This window comes from Bordetella sp. H567 (assembly GCF_001704295.1).
In the GTDB taxonomy this organism is placed as follows: Bacteria; Pseudomonadota; Gammaproteobacteria; order Burkholderiales; family Burkholderiaceae_B; genus Bordetella_C.
Map to the genome: position 1 here is coordinate 4,882,396 of NZ_CP012334.1, position 18,013 is coordinate 4,900,408.

The following is an 18,013-nucleotide window of genomic DNA, read 5'->3' on the forward strand; positions in this document are numbered from 1 at the left end:
GCCGTCAGAGCTTGCACTGGCCGGCGTAGACGTCCTGGTAGTGATCGACCGCCTTGCCCACCAGCTTGTTGGTGACGCGGCCGCTGCCGTCCTTGTCCACCACGCGCACGTAGTACGCCTGGACGGGATAGTGATTGCCGCCGTAGGTGAACTTGCCGCGCACCGACGGGAAGTCGGCCTTGGCAAGGGCGCCCACGATAGCCTGGCGGTCGCTGGCCTTGCCGCCGCTTTGCCTGACGGCCGCATCCATGGCCATGATCACGTCATAGGCCTGCGCCGCGTACAGCGACGGATAGCGTCCGTTGTATTCCTTGCGAAAGGCGGCAACGAAATCCTTGTTGGCCGGCACGTCCAGGTCGTGCGCCCACTGCGCGGTGTTGTACATGCCGACCATGTCGGCGCCCACCGCCTGGATCACGTCCTCGTCGGCGGAAAAGCCCGGCCCCACCAGCGCGATGCCGTTCTTCAGGCCGGCGCCCACGAACTGCTTGACGAAATTGATGCCCATGCCGCCGGGCAGGAAGATGTACACCGCATCCGGCTTGGCAGCGCGTATCTGCGCCAGTTCCGCGGCATAGTCCAGCTGGCCCAGCTTGGTGTAGAGCTCGTCCGGAACGGGAGACTTGTAGCCGCGCTTGAACCCGGTCAGCGCATCGCGACCGGCCGGATAATCCGGCGCGATGATCAACATTTTCTTGTAGCCGCGATCGGCCGCCATCTTGCCCGCCACTTCATGGAAGGCGTCGTTCTGGTAGGCGGTGCTGAACCAGTAGGCGTTGCATTGTTCGCCCGCGTACTGGCTGGGCCCGGGATTGTTGGACAGATACGGCACCTTGGCCGCGAACAGCGCGGGGCCCACGGCCAGGGCTACGTTCGAGCCGATCGGGCCGGTGAAGAAATCGATTTTGTCGCTCCGGATGTAGCGCGTGACGAGTTGCCGCGCCTGGTCCGGATTGCCGCCCATGTCCGTCTGCAGGAATTCGGCGGGCTGGCCGCCGAGCTTGCTGCCCAGCTGCTTGATGGCAAGGTTGAACCCATCGCGGGCTTCGGCGCCCAAGGCCGAGAACGGGCCGGAAATATCGTTGGCGATGCCGACCTTGATGGGGTCCGCCGCGGCGATGCCGGGCAGCAACGCGGCGGCCGCGATGAGAGACGGGATGAAACGCATGCGATGCTCCTGGCGCGAGCCGCGCCGGCCGGTTCTTGAAATGTGTGTGATGCGATTCCATGGACGGCCCGCGCTTTGATCCCCCTGCGCGCTGGCGTCCAACATAGTTTAGGTTTAAAGTAATGCGCGGAACAAGTCTAGGGTTTTTACCAATACTCCCATGCCCGCTCTCTATCGCGACTACGATCGCGCCGCGCTGGATATCCAATACAACGCACGCGCAACGGTACCCGATTTCAGCGCCGTCATGCGCGAGTATGCCGACCAAAGCCGGCACGCGCGCGAGACGCTGCCCTGCGTGCTGGACGTGGCCTATGGCGAACACGCCGACGAAACGCTGGATATTTTCCCGGCGGCTGGCGGCGGCCCCGCGCCGGTGTTCGTGTTCGTGCACGGCGGCTATTGGCGGCTACTGTCCAAGGACGATTCCAGCAGCATGGCGCCCGCCTTCACGCGCGCCGGCGCCATGGTGGTGGCCCTGAACTATTCGCTGGCACCAGCGGTCACGCTGGACCGCATCGTCGACCAGATACGCCGCGCCATGGTTTGGCTGCACCGGAACATCGCCGCGCATGGCGGCGATCCCGCGCGGCTGCACGTCGGCGGCAGTTCCGCCGGCGGCCACCTGGCAGGCATGCTGCTGACCGACGACTGGCAGGCACGCTATGGCGTACCGGCCGATATCGTGCGCGGCGCCGCGCCCCTGTCCGGCCTGTTCGACCTGACGCCGCTGGTGCACACGCACATCAACGAATGGATGCGCCTGACACCGGAATCCGCCGCGCGCAACAGCCCGATGCTGCACCTGCCGGCCACGCCACCGCCCGTCGTCGCCAGCCATGGCGAAAGCGAAACCGATGAATTCAAGCGGCAGACGCGCGACTACGTGGACGCGCTGCGCGCCCGCGGCGGCGATGCCCGCTATGTGGCCATGCCGGGCAGCAATCATTTCGATATCGTGCTGCGGCTGAACGATCCGGACGCGCCCATCACTCGCGCCATCTTCACGCAGATGGGCTTGCCGGTGGGCCGCGGCGCGAGCGACGGCCATGAAAGCCATGATGGCAGCGCCCCTGGCGGCGCTGCCCGGATGCTGGACGCGCGCGACGGCGCGGGCCAACCATGAACCCATCGCCGGACCTGGAATCGCGCGCCGCGCCGGACGACCATCACGCGCTGCGGCTGTGGCTGCGCCTGCTGACCTGCGCCAACCTGGTGGAAACCGAGATCCGCGGACGGCTGCGATCGGAGTTCGATACGACGCTGCCGCGCTTCGATTTGATGGCACAGCTGCAGCGGGCGCCCAAGGGCATGAAGATGGGCGAATTGTCCCGCCACATGATGGTGACCAACGGCAATATCACCGGGATCACCGATCAGCTGGAAAAAGAGGGCCTGGTCATGCGCACCAAGGTAGCCTCGGACCGGCGCAGCTCGCTCATCAAGCTGACGACGCAGGGGCGCAAGACCTTCGCCCGGATGGCCCGTGCGCACGAGGCCTGGGTGAAGGAATTATTGTCCGGTTTGCCGGAAAGCAGCCGCAATGCGCTGTTTCAAACCCTGGGAGAGCTTAAACTGCAGGTCGTGGCCAGCCGCGCCCAGGCGCGCTGATTTCCTCAACGATCCGTCAGAACCCCGATGATCCCGGTCGCGCTGCCCGGCGGCAACTTCTATCCCATGCTGGCCGTTTCGCTGGTTTGCCTCGCCACGCTGCTGACCTGGATTGCCGTGCTCTGCACCAACCGGCTGGCCAGGACCCGGTTGCGCGCGCGCCCCCGCAGCAATGCCGCCGCCATGCTGGCCCTGGCCGTGATCGGCGGCATCTATCCCGCCCGCCTGGCGCTGCGCTGGGTGGATAGCCGCCAGGCCGCCGCGGACCAAGCCGCCCATACCGTCGTCCTGGACGGCCCCCGCACGCTGACCGGCATTGATATGCCGGCCGGCACGCGGCTGATGGTACGGCTGCCCGGCCGCCCGGATACCTTCGAGGCGGCACGCTTTCCCCACCCCGTACCGGTCGGCGGCATCCCGGTCGCCAGCCTGGAACGTTATCTCGCGCAGTCCGGCTTGCGGGAATTCCGCGCCACCGGGGCGTCGGCCACCCTGCCGGAAGACGAAACGGCTGAAGGCTGGCGCTGCACGCGCGGCCACAAGGTGGAATTCAAGGCCGACGGCGACGGCGCGCTGCGTTTCAGCAGCTGCCATCTGGCGGCGGGCAACAAGATGAATGGCCAGCTCCTGCCCGCCGGCACCTGGGTGGCGCTGCGCCATGGCCCGCGGCCGGCCACCGATTTCCAGCACGTGGACGGCTGGCTGTTGCGTACCGACGGCAGCGAGCCGTCCATGGTCGCCGGCATGCCGCTACTGAAGGCGGACCTGCGGTTGGACCGCGGCCGCAAGCTGGTGTGGTTCGAGGGCAGCCTGGGCACGGAATATACGCTTGGGCCCATGACCTACCCGGCCGGCACGCGGGTGGCCACGGCCAGCGCCACGGTGGCCGGCGCCCGGCCGGGCGACCTGGTCTTCAGCCCTTCGCGCGGCCGCTCCGCCGGGCGCAATGACGGCGACGACGTGCCGTCCGGGCAATCGGTACTGCAGGCGCCCGACGGCGCCGTGCGCGGTGTCATGAGCAACCGCGCCGCCGGCGTGCTGGACGTCGCGTCCATCGGCACGACGCCGTAGGCGCCGTTCACGGGTTTCACGGTCCCTGGCATAAAACACTGGGATAATAGGCGTCTTTGCCGCCGCCCCTGCCGGGACGGCGATTTGCCCACGCCGGTCCGTCGCACCGGGCCGCCACAGAGACTCCGTCCATGGCCGTCAACCTGAAGATCCCTTCCGAATCCGAAATCTTTCCCGTAGCCGGCGTCGACATCGGCGTCGCCGAAGCCGGCATCCGCAAGGCTGGGCGCAAGGATCTGACCGTGTTCCGTCTGGCCGACGGCGCTACCGTAGCCGGCGTGTTCACACGCAACCGCTTCCGCGCCGCGCCCGTTCAGGTATGCGAAAGCCATCTGGCCGGCGGCGATGCCATCGCGGCGCTGGTGATCAACACCGGCAACGCCAATGCGGGCACGGGCGCGGACGGGCTGGCCAGGACCGAGGCCACCTGCACGGCGCTGGCCGGCCTGCTGAACGTCAAGCCCACGCAGATCCTGCCGTTTTCCACCGGCGTGATCCTGGAGCCGCTGCCGGTGGATCGCCTGGTGGCCGGCTTGCCGCGCGCGATCGCGTCCCTGGCGCCGGACAACTGGATGAATGCCGCGCACGGCATCATGACCACGGACACCTTGCCCAAGATTTCGTCGACGCGCACGAGCATCGGCGGCCACGCCGTCACCATCACCGGCATCAGCAAGGGCGCGGGGATGATCCGGCCCAATATGGCAACCATGCTGGGCTTCCTGGCCACGGACGCCGGCATCGCCCGGCCGCTGCTGGAGAAGCTGACGCGGCGGATCGCCGACCTGTCCTTCAACCGCATCACGGTTGACGGCGACACGTCCACCAATGATTCCTTCATCATCATCGCCACCGGCAAATCGGGCCTACGCGTGGAAAGCGAGAGCGACCCGCACTACGCCGAACTGGCGCGCGCGCTGGGCGACGCGGCGGCGGAACTGGCGCAGAAGATCGTGCGCGACGCCGAAGGCGCCACCAAGTTCATCACCATCCGGGTCGAAGAAGCCGGCAGCACCGACGAAGCGCTGAAGGTGGCCTACGCCGTCGCCCATTCCCCGCTGGTCAAGACCGCCTTCTTTGCATCGGACCCCAACCTGGGCCGCATCCTGGCCGCCGTCGGTTACGCCGGCATCGACGACCTGGACGTCGGGCGCCTGCGCCTGTGGCTGGACGACGTGCTGGTGGCGACGCAGGGCGGACGCAATCCCGACTACCGCGAAGAAGACGGCCAGCGCGTCATGAAGCAGGCAGAGATCCTGGTGCGCATCGCGCTGGGCCGCGGCCAGGTTGCCGACACCGTCTACACCTGCGACTTCTCGCACGAATACGTCAGCATCAACGCCGACTATCGTTCCTGAATAGGCAATCCTGGCATCGACGCGGGCGACCGCCCTGTACAGCCGGCGCCGATGCCGCCTACCGCTTCTGAACGCGTGGAACCCTTACAGTGACCGTTTCTTCCGAATTCACCACCCTCCTTGCCCGGGCCGAGCGCGTCCTGGCCCAGCTGGAAGCCTACCTGCCCCCCGCCCCGCCGGACATCGACTGGAGTGCCCATGCCTTTCGCTGGCGCAAGCGCGGCTCGCGCGGCTGGCTGGATGCCGTGCGCCACGTCGCGCGCATCGACCTGGACGACCTGCAGCACATCGAGCGCCAGAAGGGCATCATCGATCGCAATACGCTGCACTTCCTGGACAAGAAGCCCGCCAACAATGTGCTGATGACGGGTGCCCGCGGCACCGGCAAGAGCTCGCTGGTGAAGGCCATGTTGGCGGCCTACGCGCAGCGCGGCCTGCGCCTGATCGAGGTCGACAAATCGGACCTCGCCGACCTGGCCGATATCGTCGAACTGGTCGGCACGCGGCCCGAGCGCTTCATCGTGTTCTGCGACGACCTGTCCTTCGAGGAAGGCGAAGCCGGCTACAAGGCGCTGAAGTCCGTGCTGGACGGATCGGTGGCCGCATCGGGTGACAACGTGCTGATCTACGCGACGTCCAACCGGCGTCACCTGATGCCCGAATACATGAGCGAGAACCTGCAGGCCAAGCACCAGCCCGACGGGGAAATCCATCCCGGCGAAACCGTGGAAGAAAAAATCTCGCTGTCCGAACGCTTCGGCCTGTGGTTGTCGTTCTACCCCTTCCGGCAGGACGATTACCTGGACATCGTGCGCCACTGGCTGCGCGAGCTGGGCTGCCCGGAAGAACACATCGAGGCGTCGCGCACGGAAGCCTTGCAATGGACGATCGAGCGCGGTTCGCGCTCGGGCCGGGTGGCCTATCAGTTCGCCCGCGACTGGGCGGCCCGCCATGTCTGAGCAGATCGTGGACGTGGCGGCGGGCCTGATCCTGCGCCGCGACGGCAAGCTGCTGCTGGGCCAGCGGCCCGAGGGCAAGCCCTGGGCGGGCTGGTGGGAACTGCCGGGCGGCAAGCTGGAACCGGGCGAAACCGTCCTGCAGGCGCTGGCGCGCGAGCTGGACGAGGAAATTGGCATCCAGGTCACCGCGGCCACGCCCTGGGTCACCTATGTCCATGCCTATCCCCATACCACCGTGCGCCTGGCCTTCTGCCGTGTTACCGGCTGGCAGGGCGAGCCGCGCGGGCTGGAGAACCAGCGGCTGGAATGGGTGGACCCGGCCCATGCCGGCAGCGTGGGCGAACTGCTGCCCGCGACGCTGCCACCGCTGCGCTGGCTGCGCCTGCCGGACACCTACGGCATTACCAGCATCGGTTCGCCCGCCGGGCTGCCGGGCTTCATGGCGCGGTTGCGGCAGGCGCTGGAGCAAGGGCTGCGGCTGGTCCAGCTGCGCGAACCGGGCTGGCCCGACGGGCCCGCATCCGCCAGCCTGCACGAGGCCCTGCAGCAGGTGCTGAAGGCCTGCCGCGAGACCGGCGCGCGCGTGCTGGTGAACAGCGTGCATCCCGAGGCGTGGTGGCGCCTGGCGGACGGCGTGCACCTGCGCGCGGTCGATGCCGCCACGCGCCCGCAGCGCCCGCTGGCGCGCGACGACCATTGGGTGGGCGTGTCCGTGCACGATACCGAACAGATGGCGCAGGCGCGCAGGCTGGACGCCGATTTCGTGGTCGTCGGCCCGGTCGCCGAAACGGCCAGCCATCCCGGGCAGCCGGGGATGGGCTGGCAGGCCTTCATGGACATCAACCGCGACGCCGGGCTGCCCGCCTATGCCATCGGCGGACAGGGGCCGCGAACCCTGGCCACCGCGCGCGAACACGGCGCGCACGGCATCGCCGCGATCAGGGCCGTGTTCGGGGAATAGCCGGCGGCACCTGCGGCGCCGCCGCGGGGCCGGACGCCGGCGCGGATGCCGGTATTGAGGTGGATGCCGCTGCCGACGTGGATGCAGGTGTCGACATGGCTGCGGGAGCGGCAACATCGGCGGGCGTGGCCACGCCGCTGGCCTGCACGTCCGCGCGCGTAGCCACGGAGGGGTCCACATTGCCGTCCCAGCCGCCGCCCAGCGCGGCGATCAGCTGCACGCTGGCCACCAGGCGATTGCCCATCAAGGAAATCGCCTCGCGCTCGGAACTCAAGGCGGTGTTTTCCAGCACCGCGACGCTCAGGAAGTCCACCAATCCTTCCTTGTACTGATTGCGCGTCAGCTCCAGCGATTCGCGGGCCGCTTCCAGGGCGCGCCGCTGCACTTGCTGTTCGCGATCGTACACGCGCAGCTGGATCATGGTGTCCTCCACCTCGCGCAGCGCGCCCAGCACGACCTGCCGGTAGGCCGCGGCCTGGGAGTCGTAGGCCGCGCGCGCCGATTCGACCTGGGACGCGCGCAGGCCGCCGTCGAACACGGTCTGCGCCAGGGCCGGGCCTATGGACCAGAAGCGCGCCGGCGCGGTCAGCCATTGCGCGAACTGGCCGCTGCGAAAGCCGCCATCGGCGCTCAGCGTCAAGTCGGGAAACCAGGCGGCCTGCGCCACGCCGATCTGCGCGTTGGCCTGGGCGGTGCGGCGTTCCGCGCCCGCCACGTCGGGCCGGCGCTCCAGCAGCTGCGAGGGCAGGCCCACGGGAATGGCGGGCACCCGCTGCGTAAAGGGCGTGCGCGCCACGGAGACCTTCGAAGGCGGCTGGCCGATCAGCACGGCGATGGCGTGCTCGAACTGCCCGCGCTGCCATTCCAGGTCCACCCACTGCGCGCGCGTGTTCTCCAACTGGGTGCGCGCCACGGCCACATCGGCTTTCGCCGCCACGCCGGCGTTGTAGCGGTTCATGGTCAGCTGCAGCGAGCGTTCGTTGGTTTCGACGGTTTCGCGCAGCAGCCGTTCCTGTTCGTCCAGCACGCGCAATTGGAAGTAGTTCTGCGCCAGCGTGCTCTGGGCGCTCAGGCGCGCCGCCGCCAGGTCGGCCGCGCTGGCCTGCGCCCCGGCCCGGCTGGCTTCCACCGACCGCCGTACCGAACCCCAGAGATCCACCTCCCAGCTCACCGTGCCCGTCAGCGTATAGACATTGCCCACCGTACCGCCATTCGTCGAGGATCCCCCTCCGCCGCCGGCGCGCGTCACCCCGGCGCCCGCGCCGACGGTGGGGAAGAATGCCGACCGCGCGCCGCGCACCAGCGCCTGGGCCTGGCGGTAATTCGCCTCGGCCTGCGCAATGTCCAGGTTGGCGGCGTCCAGCCTGCGCATCAGGTCGTCCAGCACCGGATCCTGGTAGACCTGCCACCAGGCGCCGCGATCGGCCAGTTCGTTGGGCTGCGCCGGCTTCCAGCCCGGCGTATCGTCCTGGCCTTCCTTGAACTGCGTACCCACGTCCATCGCGGGACGGACATAATCGGGGCCGACCGCGCACGCGCCCAGGGCGCCGCACAGGGTCATCGTCGAAAACAGCCGCGCCAGCGCGGCCCGCGGGCTAGGATGGAACGAGCGGGTCATGAATAGTCCGTGGAAGGCGCGACGGCGCGCGCGGCGCGGCGGCGCCGCACCCAATGTCGCAGGCGGTCCAGATAGAGATAAACGACGGGCGTGGTGTACAGCGTCAGCACCTGGCTGACGAACAGGCCGCCCACGATGGTAATGCCCAGCGGCTGGCGGATTTCCGCGCCCGTGCCGGTGGCCAGCACCAAGGGGACCGCGCCCATGATGGCCGCCAGCGTCGTCATCATGATGGGGCGAAACCGCGTGACGCAGGCCTGGAAGATGGCCTCGCGCGGCGTCAGCCCCTCCCCGCGCTCGGCCGCCAGGGCGAAGTCCACCATCATGATCGCGTTCTTCTTCACGATGCCGATCAGCAGGAACACACCGATCAGCGCGATCACGGTGAACTGGCTGCGCATCAGCATCAGGGCCAGCAGCGCGCCGATACCGGCCGACGGCAGTGTGGACAGGATGGTGAAGGGATGCACGAAGCTTTCGTACAGTATGCCCAGCACGATGTACATGGTGACCAGCGCCGCCAGGATCAGCCAGGGCTGCTGCTGCTGCGTCTGCTGCGCGGCCGCGGCCGTGCCCTGGAAGCTGGCCTGGATCTGGTCCGTCGGCAGGCCGATGCGCGCGACGGCGGCATCGATGGCTTCGCTGGCCTGTCCCAGGGACACGCCGGGCGCCAAGCTGAATGAAATCGTATCGGCCACGAACAGGCCCTGATGCTGCACGCTCAGCGGCGCGCTGCCCACCTCGAAGGAGGCGAACGAGGCCAGCGGCACCCGCGCGCCGGTGCTCGTCACGACATCCACCTTGCGCAGCGACTGCGCGTCGCGCGCGAAGCTTTGCGGCACGCCCAGTATCACGTGGTACTGGTTCAGCGGCCCGTACATGACCGACACCTGGCGCTGGCTGAACGAGTTGTTCAGCACCGCCGAAATGTCCGACATGCGCACGCCCAGCCGCGTCGCGGCTTCGCGGTCGATCACCAGGTTCACCTGCTGGCCCTTGTCCTCGACGTCGGTATCGACGTCCACCAGCTCCGGCAGCTTGGCCATTGCCTGCTGCACGCGCGGCATCCACGTGCGGAGCATGGAGAGGTCGCTGGCCATCAGCGCGTAGTCGTACGACCCGGTGCTGCTGGCCCGGCCGCCGACGCGGATATCCTGCTGCGCCACCAGGAACATGCGCGCGCCGGGAATGCTTTGCAGCCGGCCGCGCAGGCGTTCGATGACGACGTCGGCGGACACGCCGCGCTCTTCCAGCGGCTTGAGCTGGATCTGCATGAAGCTGCTGTTGCTGCCGCCGCGCCCGCCGGCGTAGCCGGTCATGCTCTGCACCGCCGGATCCGACAGCACGACCTTGCGCATGTATTCGAGCTTGGGCACCGTGGCCTGGAAGGATGTGCCCTGGTCGACGCGGAAAAAGCCCAGCAGTTGCCCCGTGTCCTGGTTGGGGAAAAAGCCCTTGGGCACGATGATGTACAGGTAGACGTTCAGGCACACGGTCAGCAGCAGCACCAGCAGGACCAGCGGGCCGTGGTTCAGCGTCCAGGCCAGCGTGCGGGAATAGCCGTCGCTCAGCCGCTGGAAGCCGCGTTCTGACCACCGGCCCAGCCGGGCCAGCAAGGCCCAGCGCTTTTCCGGCGCGGGCTCGTCGCGCTCGGCGCGCAGCATCCTGCCGCACATCATGGGCGTCAAGGTCAGCGAGGTCACCAGCGATACCAGGATGGCGGCCGAGAGCGTCACGGCGAATTCACGGAAGAAGCGCCCCACCACGCCGCCCATCAGCAGGATGGGAATGAACACGGCCACCAGCGACAGGCTCATGGACAGCACCGTGAAGCCGACTTCGCGCGCACCGCGCATGGCCGCCCGCATGGGCGACATGCCTTTTTCGATGTAGCGCATGATGTTCTCGAGCACCACGATGGCGTCGTCGACGACGAAGCCGGTGGCGACGATCAGCGCCATCAGCGAAATCGTGTTCAGCGTATAGCCGCACAGGTACATGATGCTGAAGGTGCCGACCAGCGATACCGGCACGGCCACGCTGGGAATCAGCGCCGCGCGCAGGCGCCGCAGGAAGACCAGCACCACGACCATGACCAGGCACACCGCGATGGCCAGCGTCATCTCGGCTTCGTATAGCGACGTGCGTATGCTGGGCGTACGGTCCTGCGCCACCGCCAGCTGCGTGCCGCCGGGCATCTGGGCCTGCAGCTGGGGCAGTTCCTCGCGCAGCGCGTCCACCACCTGGATGATGTTGGCGGCGGCCTGGCGCCGCACGATCAGCAGGATGGCCTTGCGCTCGTTGTAGAAGCCGGTCTGGAACAGGTCCTCGACCGAGTCCTCCACGGTGGCCACGTCCGAGAGCCGCACCGGCGCGCCGTCGCGCCAGGCGACGATCAGCGGCCGGTATTGCGCCGCCTTGCTCAGCTGGTCGCTGGCCATCAGGGTCCATTGATACTGGCCGCTGTCGATGAAGCCCTTGGGCCGGTTGGCGTTGGCGTTGGAGAGTGCCGTGCGCACGTCATCCAGCGACACCCCGCGGCTGGTCAGCGCGCCGGGCAGGACCTCCACCCGCACGGCCGGCAGCGAACTGCCGCCCACGGTCACATCGCCCACGCCGTTCACTTGCGACAGCTTCTGCGCCACGATGGTGGACGCCAGGTCGTACAGCTCGCCCTGCGTGTGCGTGTCCGAGGTGAGCGCCAGCGTCATGATTGGCGCCGCCGACGGATTGGCCTTGCGATAGGTGGGATTGCTCTTCAAGCCGCTGGGCAGCAGCGTGCGCGACGCATTGATGGCGGCCTGCACGTCGCGCGCGGCGCCGTCGATGTCGCGGCTCAGGTCGAACTGCAGCGTAATGCGCGTCGAGCCCTGCGTGCTGCTGGACGTCATCTCGGTCACGCCGGCGATCGCGCCCAGTGCGCGTTCCAGCGGCGTCGCCACGCTGGACGCCATGGTTTCCGGGCTGGCGCCGGGCAGGCTGGCCGTGACGGAGATCGTGGGAATATCCACTTCCGGCAGGGGCGCCACCGGCAACAGCCGGAATGCCAGCGATCCCGCCAGCACCACCGCCAGCGACAGCAGCGTCGTGGCCACCGGCCGCACGATGAAGGGCGCCGACAGGATCATCGCGGCGCCTCGACGCGTCCCGCGTGGCGGCGCGCGGCCCAGCGGCGCGACAGGCGGTCGAACATCAGGTAGATGACGGGGGTGGTGAACAGCGTCAGCACCTGGCTGACCAGCAGGCCGCCCACCATGACCAGGCCCAGCGGCTGGCGCAGTTCCGAACCGGTGCCGGTGGACAGCATCAGCGGCACCGCGCCGAACAGCGCCGCCAGCGTGGTCATCAGGATGGGCCGGAAGCGCAGCAGCGCCGCCTCATGGATGGCCTCGCGCGGCGGCAGGCCGCGCTTGCGCTCGGCCTCCAGGGCGAAGTCGATCATCATGATGGCGTTCTTCTTGACGATGCCGATCAGCAGGATGATGCCGATGATGCCTATCATGTCCAGTTCGGTGCGCGTGATCAGCAGCGCCAGCAGCGCGCCCACGCCGGCCGACGGCAGCGTCGACAGGATGGTCACCGGGTGGATGAAGCTTTCGTACAGCACGCCCAGCACGATGTACATGGTGACGATGGCGGCCAGGATCAGCCACAGCGTGCTGGTCAGCGAATTCTGGAAGGCCTGCGCCGCGCCCTGGAAGCGCGTCTCGATGCCGGCGGGCACGCCCATGTCCTGTTCAGCGGCATGGATGGCGTCCACGGCATCCGACAGCGAAGCGCCCGGCGCCAGGTTGAACGACACGGTCACCATGGGAAATTGGTCCAGGCGGTTGATCGCCAGCACCGTGCTGGATTCGCTGATGCGCGCGACGCTGGACAGCGGCACCTGCGCGCCGGTGGAGGTGGGCACGTAGATCTGCGACAACGCGTCGGGGCCGCGGCTGAACTGCGGCTGCACCTCCAGCACCACGCGGTACTGCGCGGACTGCGTGAAGATCGTGGAAATCAGCCGCTGACCGAAGGCGTTGTACAGGGCCTCGTCGATGACCGCGGCCGTGATGCCCAGGCGGGACGCAGCATCGCGGTCGATGTCGATATAGGTCTCCAGGCCTTCATCCTGCAGGTCGTCCGTGACGTCGGCCAGCTGCGGCAGCTGGCGCAGCTGTTGCACCACGCGCGGCGTCCAGGCGCTGAGCAGTTTCAGGTCCGGGTTGGACAGCGTCAGCTGGTATTGCGTGCGGCTGACGCGGTCCTCGATGGTCAGGTCCTGTACCGGCTGCATGTAGACCGTCATGCCCTTCATGTCGGCCAGCGAGCGGCGCAGGCGCGCCAGCACGTCCGTCATCGTCGCGCCGCGCTGGTCGTGCGGCTTGAGCGCGATCTGGATGCGGCCGGCGCTGAGGGTGGCGTTGCTGCCGTCCACGCCGATGAAGGACGACACGGTCTGCACGTCCGGATCGGCCAGGATGATGCGCGCGGCCTCCTGCTGCCGCTCGGCCATGGCGGGGAAGGATGCCGTCTGCGGGCCCTGGGTGATCGCCTGGACCAGGCCGGTGTCCTGTAGCGGGAAAAATCCCTTGGGCACGACGGCATACAGCAGCACAGTCAGCGCGAAGGTGGCCAGGGCCACCAGCAGGGTCAGCGGCTGGTGGTCCAGCACGATCCGCAACATGCGGTCGTAGCCCGCGATGGTCCGATCGATCGCGGCGCCCGTCCATTGATGGAAGCGGCCATGATGCGCGACGGGCCTTGCATCGTCCGGACCGGCGGCATCGTCGCCGGCAGGCAGGGGCCGGCCGGCCGCGTCGCGGCGCGCGGGCTTGCCCTCCGGGCGCAGCAGCCGCGCGCACATCATGGGCGTGAGCGTCAGCGATACCAGCAGCGAAATCAGGATGGAGACCGCCAGCGTGATGGCGAATTCGCGGAACAGGCGGCCGACGACCTCCGTCATGAACAGCAGCGGGATCAGCACCGCGATCAATGAAAACGTCAGCGAGATCAGCGTGAAGCCGATCTGTCCGGCCCCCTTCAGCGCCGCCTGCAGGGGCGTTTCGCCTTCCTCCAGATGGCGCGCGATGTTCTCGATCATGACGATGGCGTCGTCCACCACGAAACCCGTGGCGATGGTCAGGGCCATCAAGGTCAGGTTGTTGATGCTGAACCCGGCCAGGTACATGATCCCGAAGGTGCCGATCAGCGACAGCGGCACCACCACGCTGGGAATCAGCGTGGCCGTCACGCTGCGCAGGAACAGGAAGGTCACCATCACCACCAGCGCGACCGACAGCAGCAGTTCGAAGCGCACGTCGGCGATCGAATCGCGGATGGTCTGCGTGCGGTCGGCCACCACGGTGACGTCCAGCGTGGCCGGCAGCGACGCGCGCAGCTGCGGCAACAGCGCGTTGATGCGGTTCACCACGTCGATGACATTGGCGCCGGGTTGGCGCTGCACGTTCAGCAGCACCGCCGGCTTGTCGCCGGCCCACGCGGCCTGGCGCACGTCCTCCGCGCCCTGCACCGCCTTGGCGACATCCGACAGCCGCAGCGGCGCGTTGTTGCGGTAGGCGATGATCAGGTCGTTGTAGTCGGTGGGCGCCTTCAGCTGGTCGTTGGCGTTGATGGTCGTCGAACGCCGCGGCCCGTCCAGGTTGCCCTTGGGCTGGTTGACGTTGGCCGCGACGACGGCGGTGCGCAGATCCGACATCGCCAGCCCGTTGGCCGCCAGCGCCTGCGGATTGACCTGTATGCGCACCGCCGGACGCTGGCCGCCGGCAATGCTGACCAGGCCTACGCCGGGAATCTGCGACAGCTTCTGCGCCATGCGCGTATCGATCAGGTCGCGCACCTGCGGCAGCGGCATGGTGGGCGAGGTAATGCCCAGCGTCAGCACCGGCGCATCCGCGGGGTTGACCTTGTTATAGGTGGGCGGCAGCGGCAGGTCCGTCGGCAGCAGGTTGGACGCGGCATTGATGGCCGCCTGCACTTCCTGTTCGGCCACATCCAGCGAAATATCCAGCGTGAACTGCAGCGTGATGACCGATGCGCCGCCGGAACTGGTCGACGACATCTGGTTCAGGCCCGGCATCTGGCCGAACTGCCGTTCCAGGGGCGAGGTCACCAGCGAGGTCATCACGTCCGGGCTGGCGCCCGGGTACAGCGTCACCACCTGGATGGTCGGGTAGTCCACTTCCGGCAGCGCCGAGACCGGCAGCAGCCGATAGGCGATCAGGCCGGCGATCAGGATCGCCACCATCGAAAGCGTGGTGGCGACCGGCCGCAGGATAAAGATGCGCGACGGGCTCACGGTTCGGTCCGCGCGGACGTACCGGGCGTTGCGGTGGCGGGCCCCGCGCCCAGCGAAGCGCCGGTCGTGGGGGGCGTGACGTCGGCCGCATCGGTGACCACTTCGACCTTGCCGCCGGCCCGCAGGCGGTCCGTGCCTTCGGTGACGACGCGGTCACCGGGCTTGAGCCCGTCGGACACGACCACCAGGTCGCCGCTGACCGGCCCCAGCTTGAGCTGCCGCACGGCCACGGTGTTGTCCGGCTGTGCCACGAAGACGAACGGCCCCTGCGATCCGCGCTGCACGGCCCCGTTGGGGATGACCGTCATGCCCTTGCGCGTTTCGACCAGCAGCTGGATGTTCACGAACTGGTTGGGAAAAAGCGCGTCGTCGGTGTTGTCGAAGCGGGCCTTGGCCTTGACCGTGCCGGTACTCACGTCGATCTGGTTGTCCAGCGTTTCCAGCACGCCGGTCGCCAGGCGCTTGGTATTGGCGCGGTCCCAGGCATCGACGCGCAGCGTCCGGCCGTGGGCCAGCTGCTCGCGCACGTCGGGCAGCTGCGTTTCGGGCAGCGTGAAAATCACGGCGATGGGCTGGGTCTGCGTGATCACCACCAGGCCCGTCGTATCGCCGGAGGACACCAGATTGCCGGGATCGACCTGGCGCAGGCCCAGGCGCCCGTCGATGGGCGCGGTGATGCGGGCGAAGGTCAGCTGCAGTCGCGCGTTATCGACATTGGCCTGGTCAGTTTTCAGCGTGCCTTCGTATTGCCGCACCAGCGCCGCCTGGGTGTCGACCTGCTGCCTGGCGATGGAGTCCTGCTTGAACAGGGCCTGGTAGCGCGCCAGGTCGCGGCGGGCGTTTTCCAGCTGGGCCAGGTTCTGCTGCTGCGTTCCCAGGGCCTGCTGCAGCTGCACGTTGAAGGGACGCGGGTCCACCTGGGCCAGCACATCGCCGGCCTTCACGCGCTGACCTTCCTTGAAATTGACCTGCACCAGCTCGCCGTCCACGCGGCTGCGCACCGTGACCGTGTTGTAGGCGGTCACCGTGCCCAGCGCCGGCAGCGAAATATCCACGTCCTTGGTTGCGGCAACGTATACGCGCACCGGCACGGGCGGCTCGGCCACGGGGCCCGCCCCCGGGCCCGCGCCTGGCCGATGCCTGCCGCCGGCCGCCGCCCCGCTGCGCTGCCCGGCCGCCCCGGCCCGCGCCTGGCCACCCGGCTCCGCGGCGGGCTTGGGACGGAATACCAGCCAGGCGATGCCGGCCACGACCAGGATCGCGACGATCCACGCGACGGTGCGCCGGCGGGACCGGGAAGACGGAGAAAGGGAAGTACGGTCGGACATGTGGGCCAAAGGGGGACGCTACCGGGACCCGCTATTGTCCATCAGACAAGTCTCGTTTTATAGCAAGCGCGCGCCATTTGAAATCGGCCGCAACAGGTATCCCGGCCGCGCGCGGGCCCGTGGGACTTGCCGGGATATGGGGAGCAGTACGGCGCCGCCGGGCGCCTCAGGCACACAGGGACATTTCGAAACGTATGTCCCGGCCCACCTGCTGGGGCTTCAGTTCGCCGTCCTGGGTAGAAAACCGTATCCAGATCATGTACTTATTGGCGCTGATTTCCGGGAAGATGCCGCTTTCGCCATCGACCCAGACGCGCAACAGCTGGTGCGCCTTGCCCGCCAGCATCTGCTGATACGTGCCCTGCTCGGCCACGGCTTGGACGCGGCGGCCGGATTCGCGCAGCAGCCGCAAGCCGATCTGCAGCCCTTCGTGCAAGGGCAGCAAAGGCTCGATCCAGGATTTCAGGTCGGCGCAGCGCACGGCTTCCGGCTTTTGCTGCCAGGCGTAGTACGACGGCATTTCGATCTGGGTGCCGCCGCCGGGCACGGCCAGGCGGCCACGCAGGCTGACCAGCCATTCGTTTTCGCGCAGCGGCTGGCCGGTCTTGCCCTGGCTGACCAGGGACGCGCTGGTCTTCTCCATATCGCGCAGCATGCCTTCCAGGGCGTCCTGCGCCACGCTGGGATGGTCGCGCAGCGCCACCAGTTGCAGCCGCTGCCGTTCGATGTCCTGCAGCACCGAGCTTTTGACATCCGTGCGCTCGATCGCGTCGAGAATATCAAAAATAGTGCCGACGGCGATCTGGTGGTTCTTGGGATCACCCGGGCGTGCGAAGAAGAACAGCCGGTCGAAGAGGTATTCCAGGCGCAGATACGCCCGGATGCGCTCATTGAAGGGATATTCGTAAAGGATCACGCTCGATACAGGCCCGTCGTAGGATCGGCCGCAACCGGAGTCGCGCCGAAGTTGTCATGGATGCCGCCCGCCGTCACGCGGCGCGGCCCGATGCCGACGCCAGAGCGCACCACCTGTCGTGCAGTGCCCTGGTGCGCGCGCACAGCGTTTCCGCGGACGTGGCGCCGTCATTCAAAATAACGTCGTGCGCAGCGGCCAGACGGGTATCCCGCGTGGCCTGTGCCGCCATAATACGCTCTATGGTGTCGGTCGTCAGCCCGCTGCGCGACTGCACGCGGCGTATCTGTGTTTCAGGATCGCAGTCAACCACGCATACCCTGTCCACACGATCCGCCCAGCGTCCCGATTCGATGAGCAGCGGCACCACGAACACCACGTAACATCCTGTGGCGCGAGCGCCGGCATCGACCGCCGCGCGCGAGATCAGGGGATGCAGAATCGCTTCGAGCGCCGCGCGGGCATGCGGTTCGGCGAATACCTTCGCGCGCATCCAGGCGCGGTCCATGGCGCCGTCCGCGCCCGCGGCCGGCGGGCCGAACGCGCGCACGATGTCCGGCATCGCCGCGCCCCCTGCCGCGGTCAGCGACCGCGATATCTCATCGGTATCGATGACCGTGGCGCCCCACGACGCCAGCAGATCGGCGACGCGGCTCTTGCCGGACCCGATGCCGCCCGTCAGGCCGATCTTCAAGCGCGGCACTACGCTGTGCATGGTCTTC

Annotated in this window: 13 protein-coding genes; 6 read left to right on the top strand and 7 right to left on the bottom strand. The window is 68.0% G+C overall.

Translation table 11 applies throughout. The annotated features are described in order from the left end of the window. Positions 1 to 4: 4 nt before the first annotated feature. The gene (locus tag AKI39_RS21875) at positions 5 to 1,168 is read right to left on the bottom strand and encodes an ABC transporter substrate-binding protein (protein WP_066640914.1); all 1,164 of its coding nucleotides are present in this window, start codon (positions 1,166 to 1,168) and stop codon (positions 5 to 7) included. A gap of 160 nt (positions 1,169 to 1,328) precedes the next feature. Between AKI39_RS21875 and AKI39_RS21880 the strand changes: the two genes are divergently transcribed. The 6 genes from AKI39_RS21880 to AKI39_RS21905 all read left to right on the top strand — a co-directional run bounded on the left by AKI39_RS21880 (position 1,329) and on the right by AKI39_RS21905 (position 7,128). Beyond that, positions 1,329 to 2,294, top strand: coding sequence for an alpha/beta hydrolase (locus AKI39_RS21880; RefSeq protein WP_083228987.1), 966 nt, complete (start codon positions 1,329 to 1,331; stop codon positions 2,292 to 2,294). Beyond that, positions 2,291 to 2,779, top strand: coding sequence for a MarR family winged helix-turn-helix transcriptional regulator (locus tag AKI39_RS21885; protein WP_066640915.1), 489 nt, complete (start codon positions 2,291 to 2,293; stop codon positions 2,777 to 2,779). Before AKI39_RS21880 ends, AKI39_RS21885 begins: the two co-directional genes overlap by 4 nt. Positions 2,780 to 2,806: 27 nt before the next feature. Next, entirely contained in the window at positions 2,807 to 3,850 is a 1,044-nt protein-coding gene (locus AKI39_RS21890; protein ID WP_066640916.1) for a hypothetical protein, read from the top strand. Between the two features lie 131 nt (positions 3,851 to 3,981). Then, positions 3,982 to 5,208: a bifunctional glutamate N-acetyltransferase/amino-acid acetyltransferase ArgJ gene (gene argJ / locus AKI39_RS21895; protein WP_066640918.1), complete on the top strand. Its 1,227-nt coding sequence runs from the start codon at positions 3,982 to 3,984 to the stop codon at positions 5,206 to 5,208. 89 nt (positions 5,209 to 5,297) lie between these two features. Beyond that, on the top strand, positions 5,298 to 6,167 hold the full coding sequence (locus AKI39_RS21900) for an ATP-binding protein (RefSeq protein ID WP_066640919.1): 870 nt from the start codon (positions 5,298 to 5,300) through the stop codon (positions 6,165 to 6,167). Beyond that, positions 6,160 to 7,128 carry a Nudix family hydrolase gene (locus AKI39_RS21905; protein ID WP_066640920.1) on the top strand — a complete coding sequence of 323 codons (969 nt, stop codon included), beginning with the start codon at positions 6,160 to 6,162 and terminating at the stop codon, positions 7,126 to 7,128. Before AKI39_RS21900 ends, AKI39_RS21905 begins: the two co-directional genes overlap by 8 nt. On the opposite strand, the gene AKI39_RS21910 is transcribed toward AKI39_RS21905, so the two are convergent. The 6 genes from AKI39_RS21910 to coaE all read right to left on the bottom strand — a co-directional run bounded on the left by AKI39_RS21910 (position 7,106) and on the right by coaE (position 18,006). Beyond that, a complete protein-coding gene (locus AKI39_RS21910) occupies positions 7,106 to 8,746 on the bottom strand; it encodes an efflux transporter outer membrane subunit (RefSeq protein WP_083229151.1) in 1,641 nt (546 codons plus the stop codon). The two genes, AKI39_RS21905 and AKI39_RS21910, sit on opposite strands and share 23 nt — an antisense overlap. Beyond that, positions 8,743 to 11,874, bottom strand: a complete 3,132-nt coding sequence (locus AKI39_RS21915; protein WP_066640923.1) for a multidrug efflux RND transporter permease subunit — start codon at positions 11,872 to 11,874, stop codon at positions 8,743 to 8,745. Before AKI39_RS21915 ends, AKI39_RS21910 begins: the two co-directional genes overlap by 4 nt. Continuing rightward, the gene (locus AKI39_RS21920; protein ID WP_066640925.1) at positions 11,871 to 15,050 is read right to left on the bottom strand and encodes an efflux RND transporter permease subunit; all 3,180 of its coding nucleotides are present in this window, start codon (positions 15,048 to 15,050) and stop codon (positions 11,871 to 11,873) included. Before AKI39_RS21920 ends, AKI39_RS21915 begins: the two co-directional genes overlap by 4 nt. After that, positions 15,047 to 16,378 (bottom strand): MdtA/MuxA family multidrug efflux RND transporter periplasmic adaptor subunit, encoded by a 1,332-nt coding sequence (locus AKI39_RS21925; RefSeq protein WP_066643585.1) that lies wholly within the window; start codon positions 16,376 to 16,378, stop codon positions 15,047 to 15,049. Before AKI39_RS21925 ends, AKI39_RS21920 begins: the two co-directional genes overlap by 4 nt. A gap of 166 nt (positions 16,379 to 16,544) precedes the next feature. After that, positions 16,545 to 17,294: a cell division protein ZapD gene (gene zapD / locus AKI39_RS21930; protein WP_066640926.1), complete on the bottom strand. Its 750-nt coding sequence runs from the start codon at positions 17,292 to 17,294 to the stop codon at positions 16,545 to 16,547. Between the two features lie 73 nt (positions 17,295 to 17,367). After that, on the bottom strand, positions 17,368 to 18,006 hold the full coding sequence (gene coaE / locus AKI39_RS21935; protein ID WP_066640927.1) for a dephospho-CoA kinase: 639 nt from the start codon (positions 18,004 to 18,006) through the stop codon (positions 17,368 to 17,370). Positions 18,007 to 18,013: the final 7 nt, after the last annotated feature.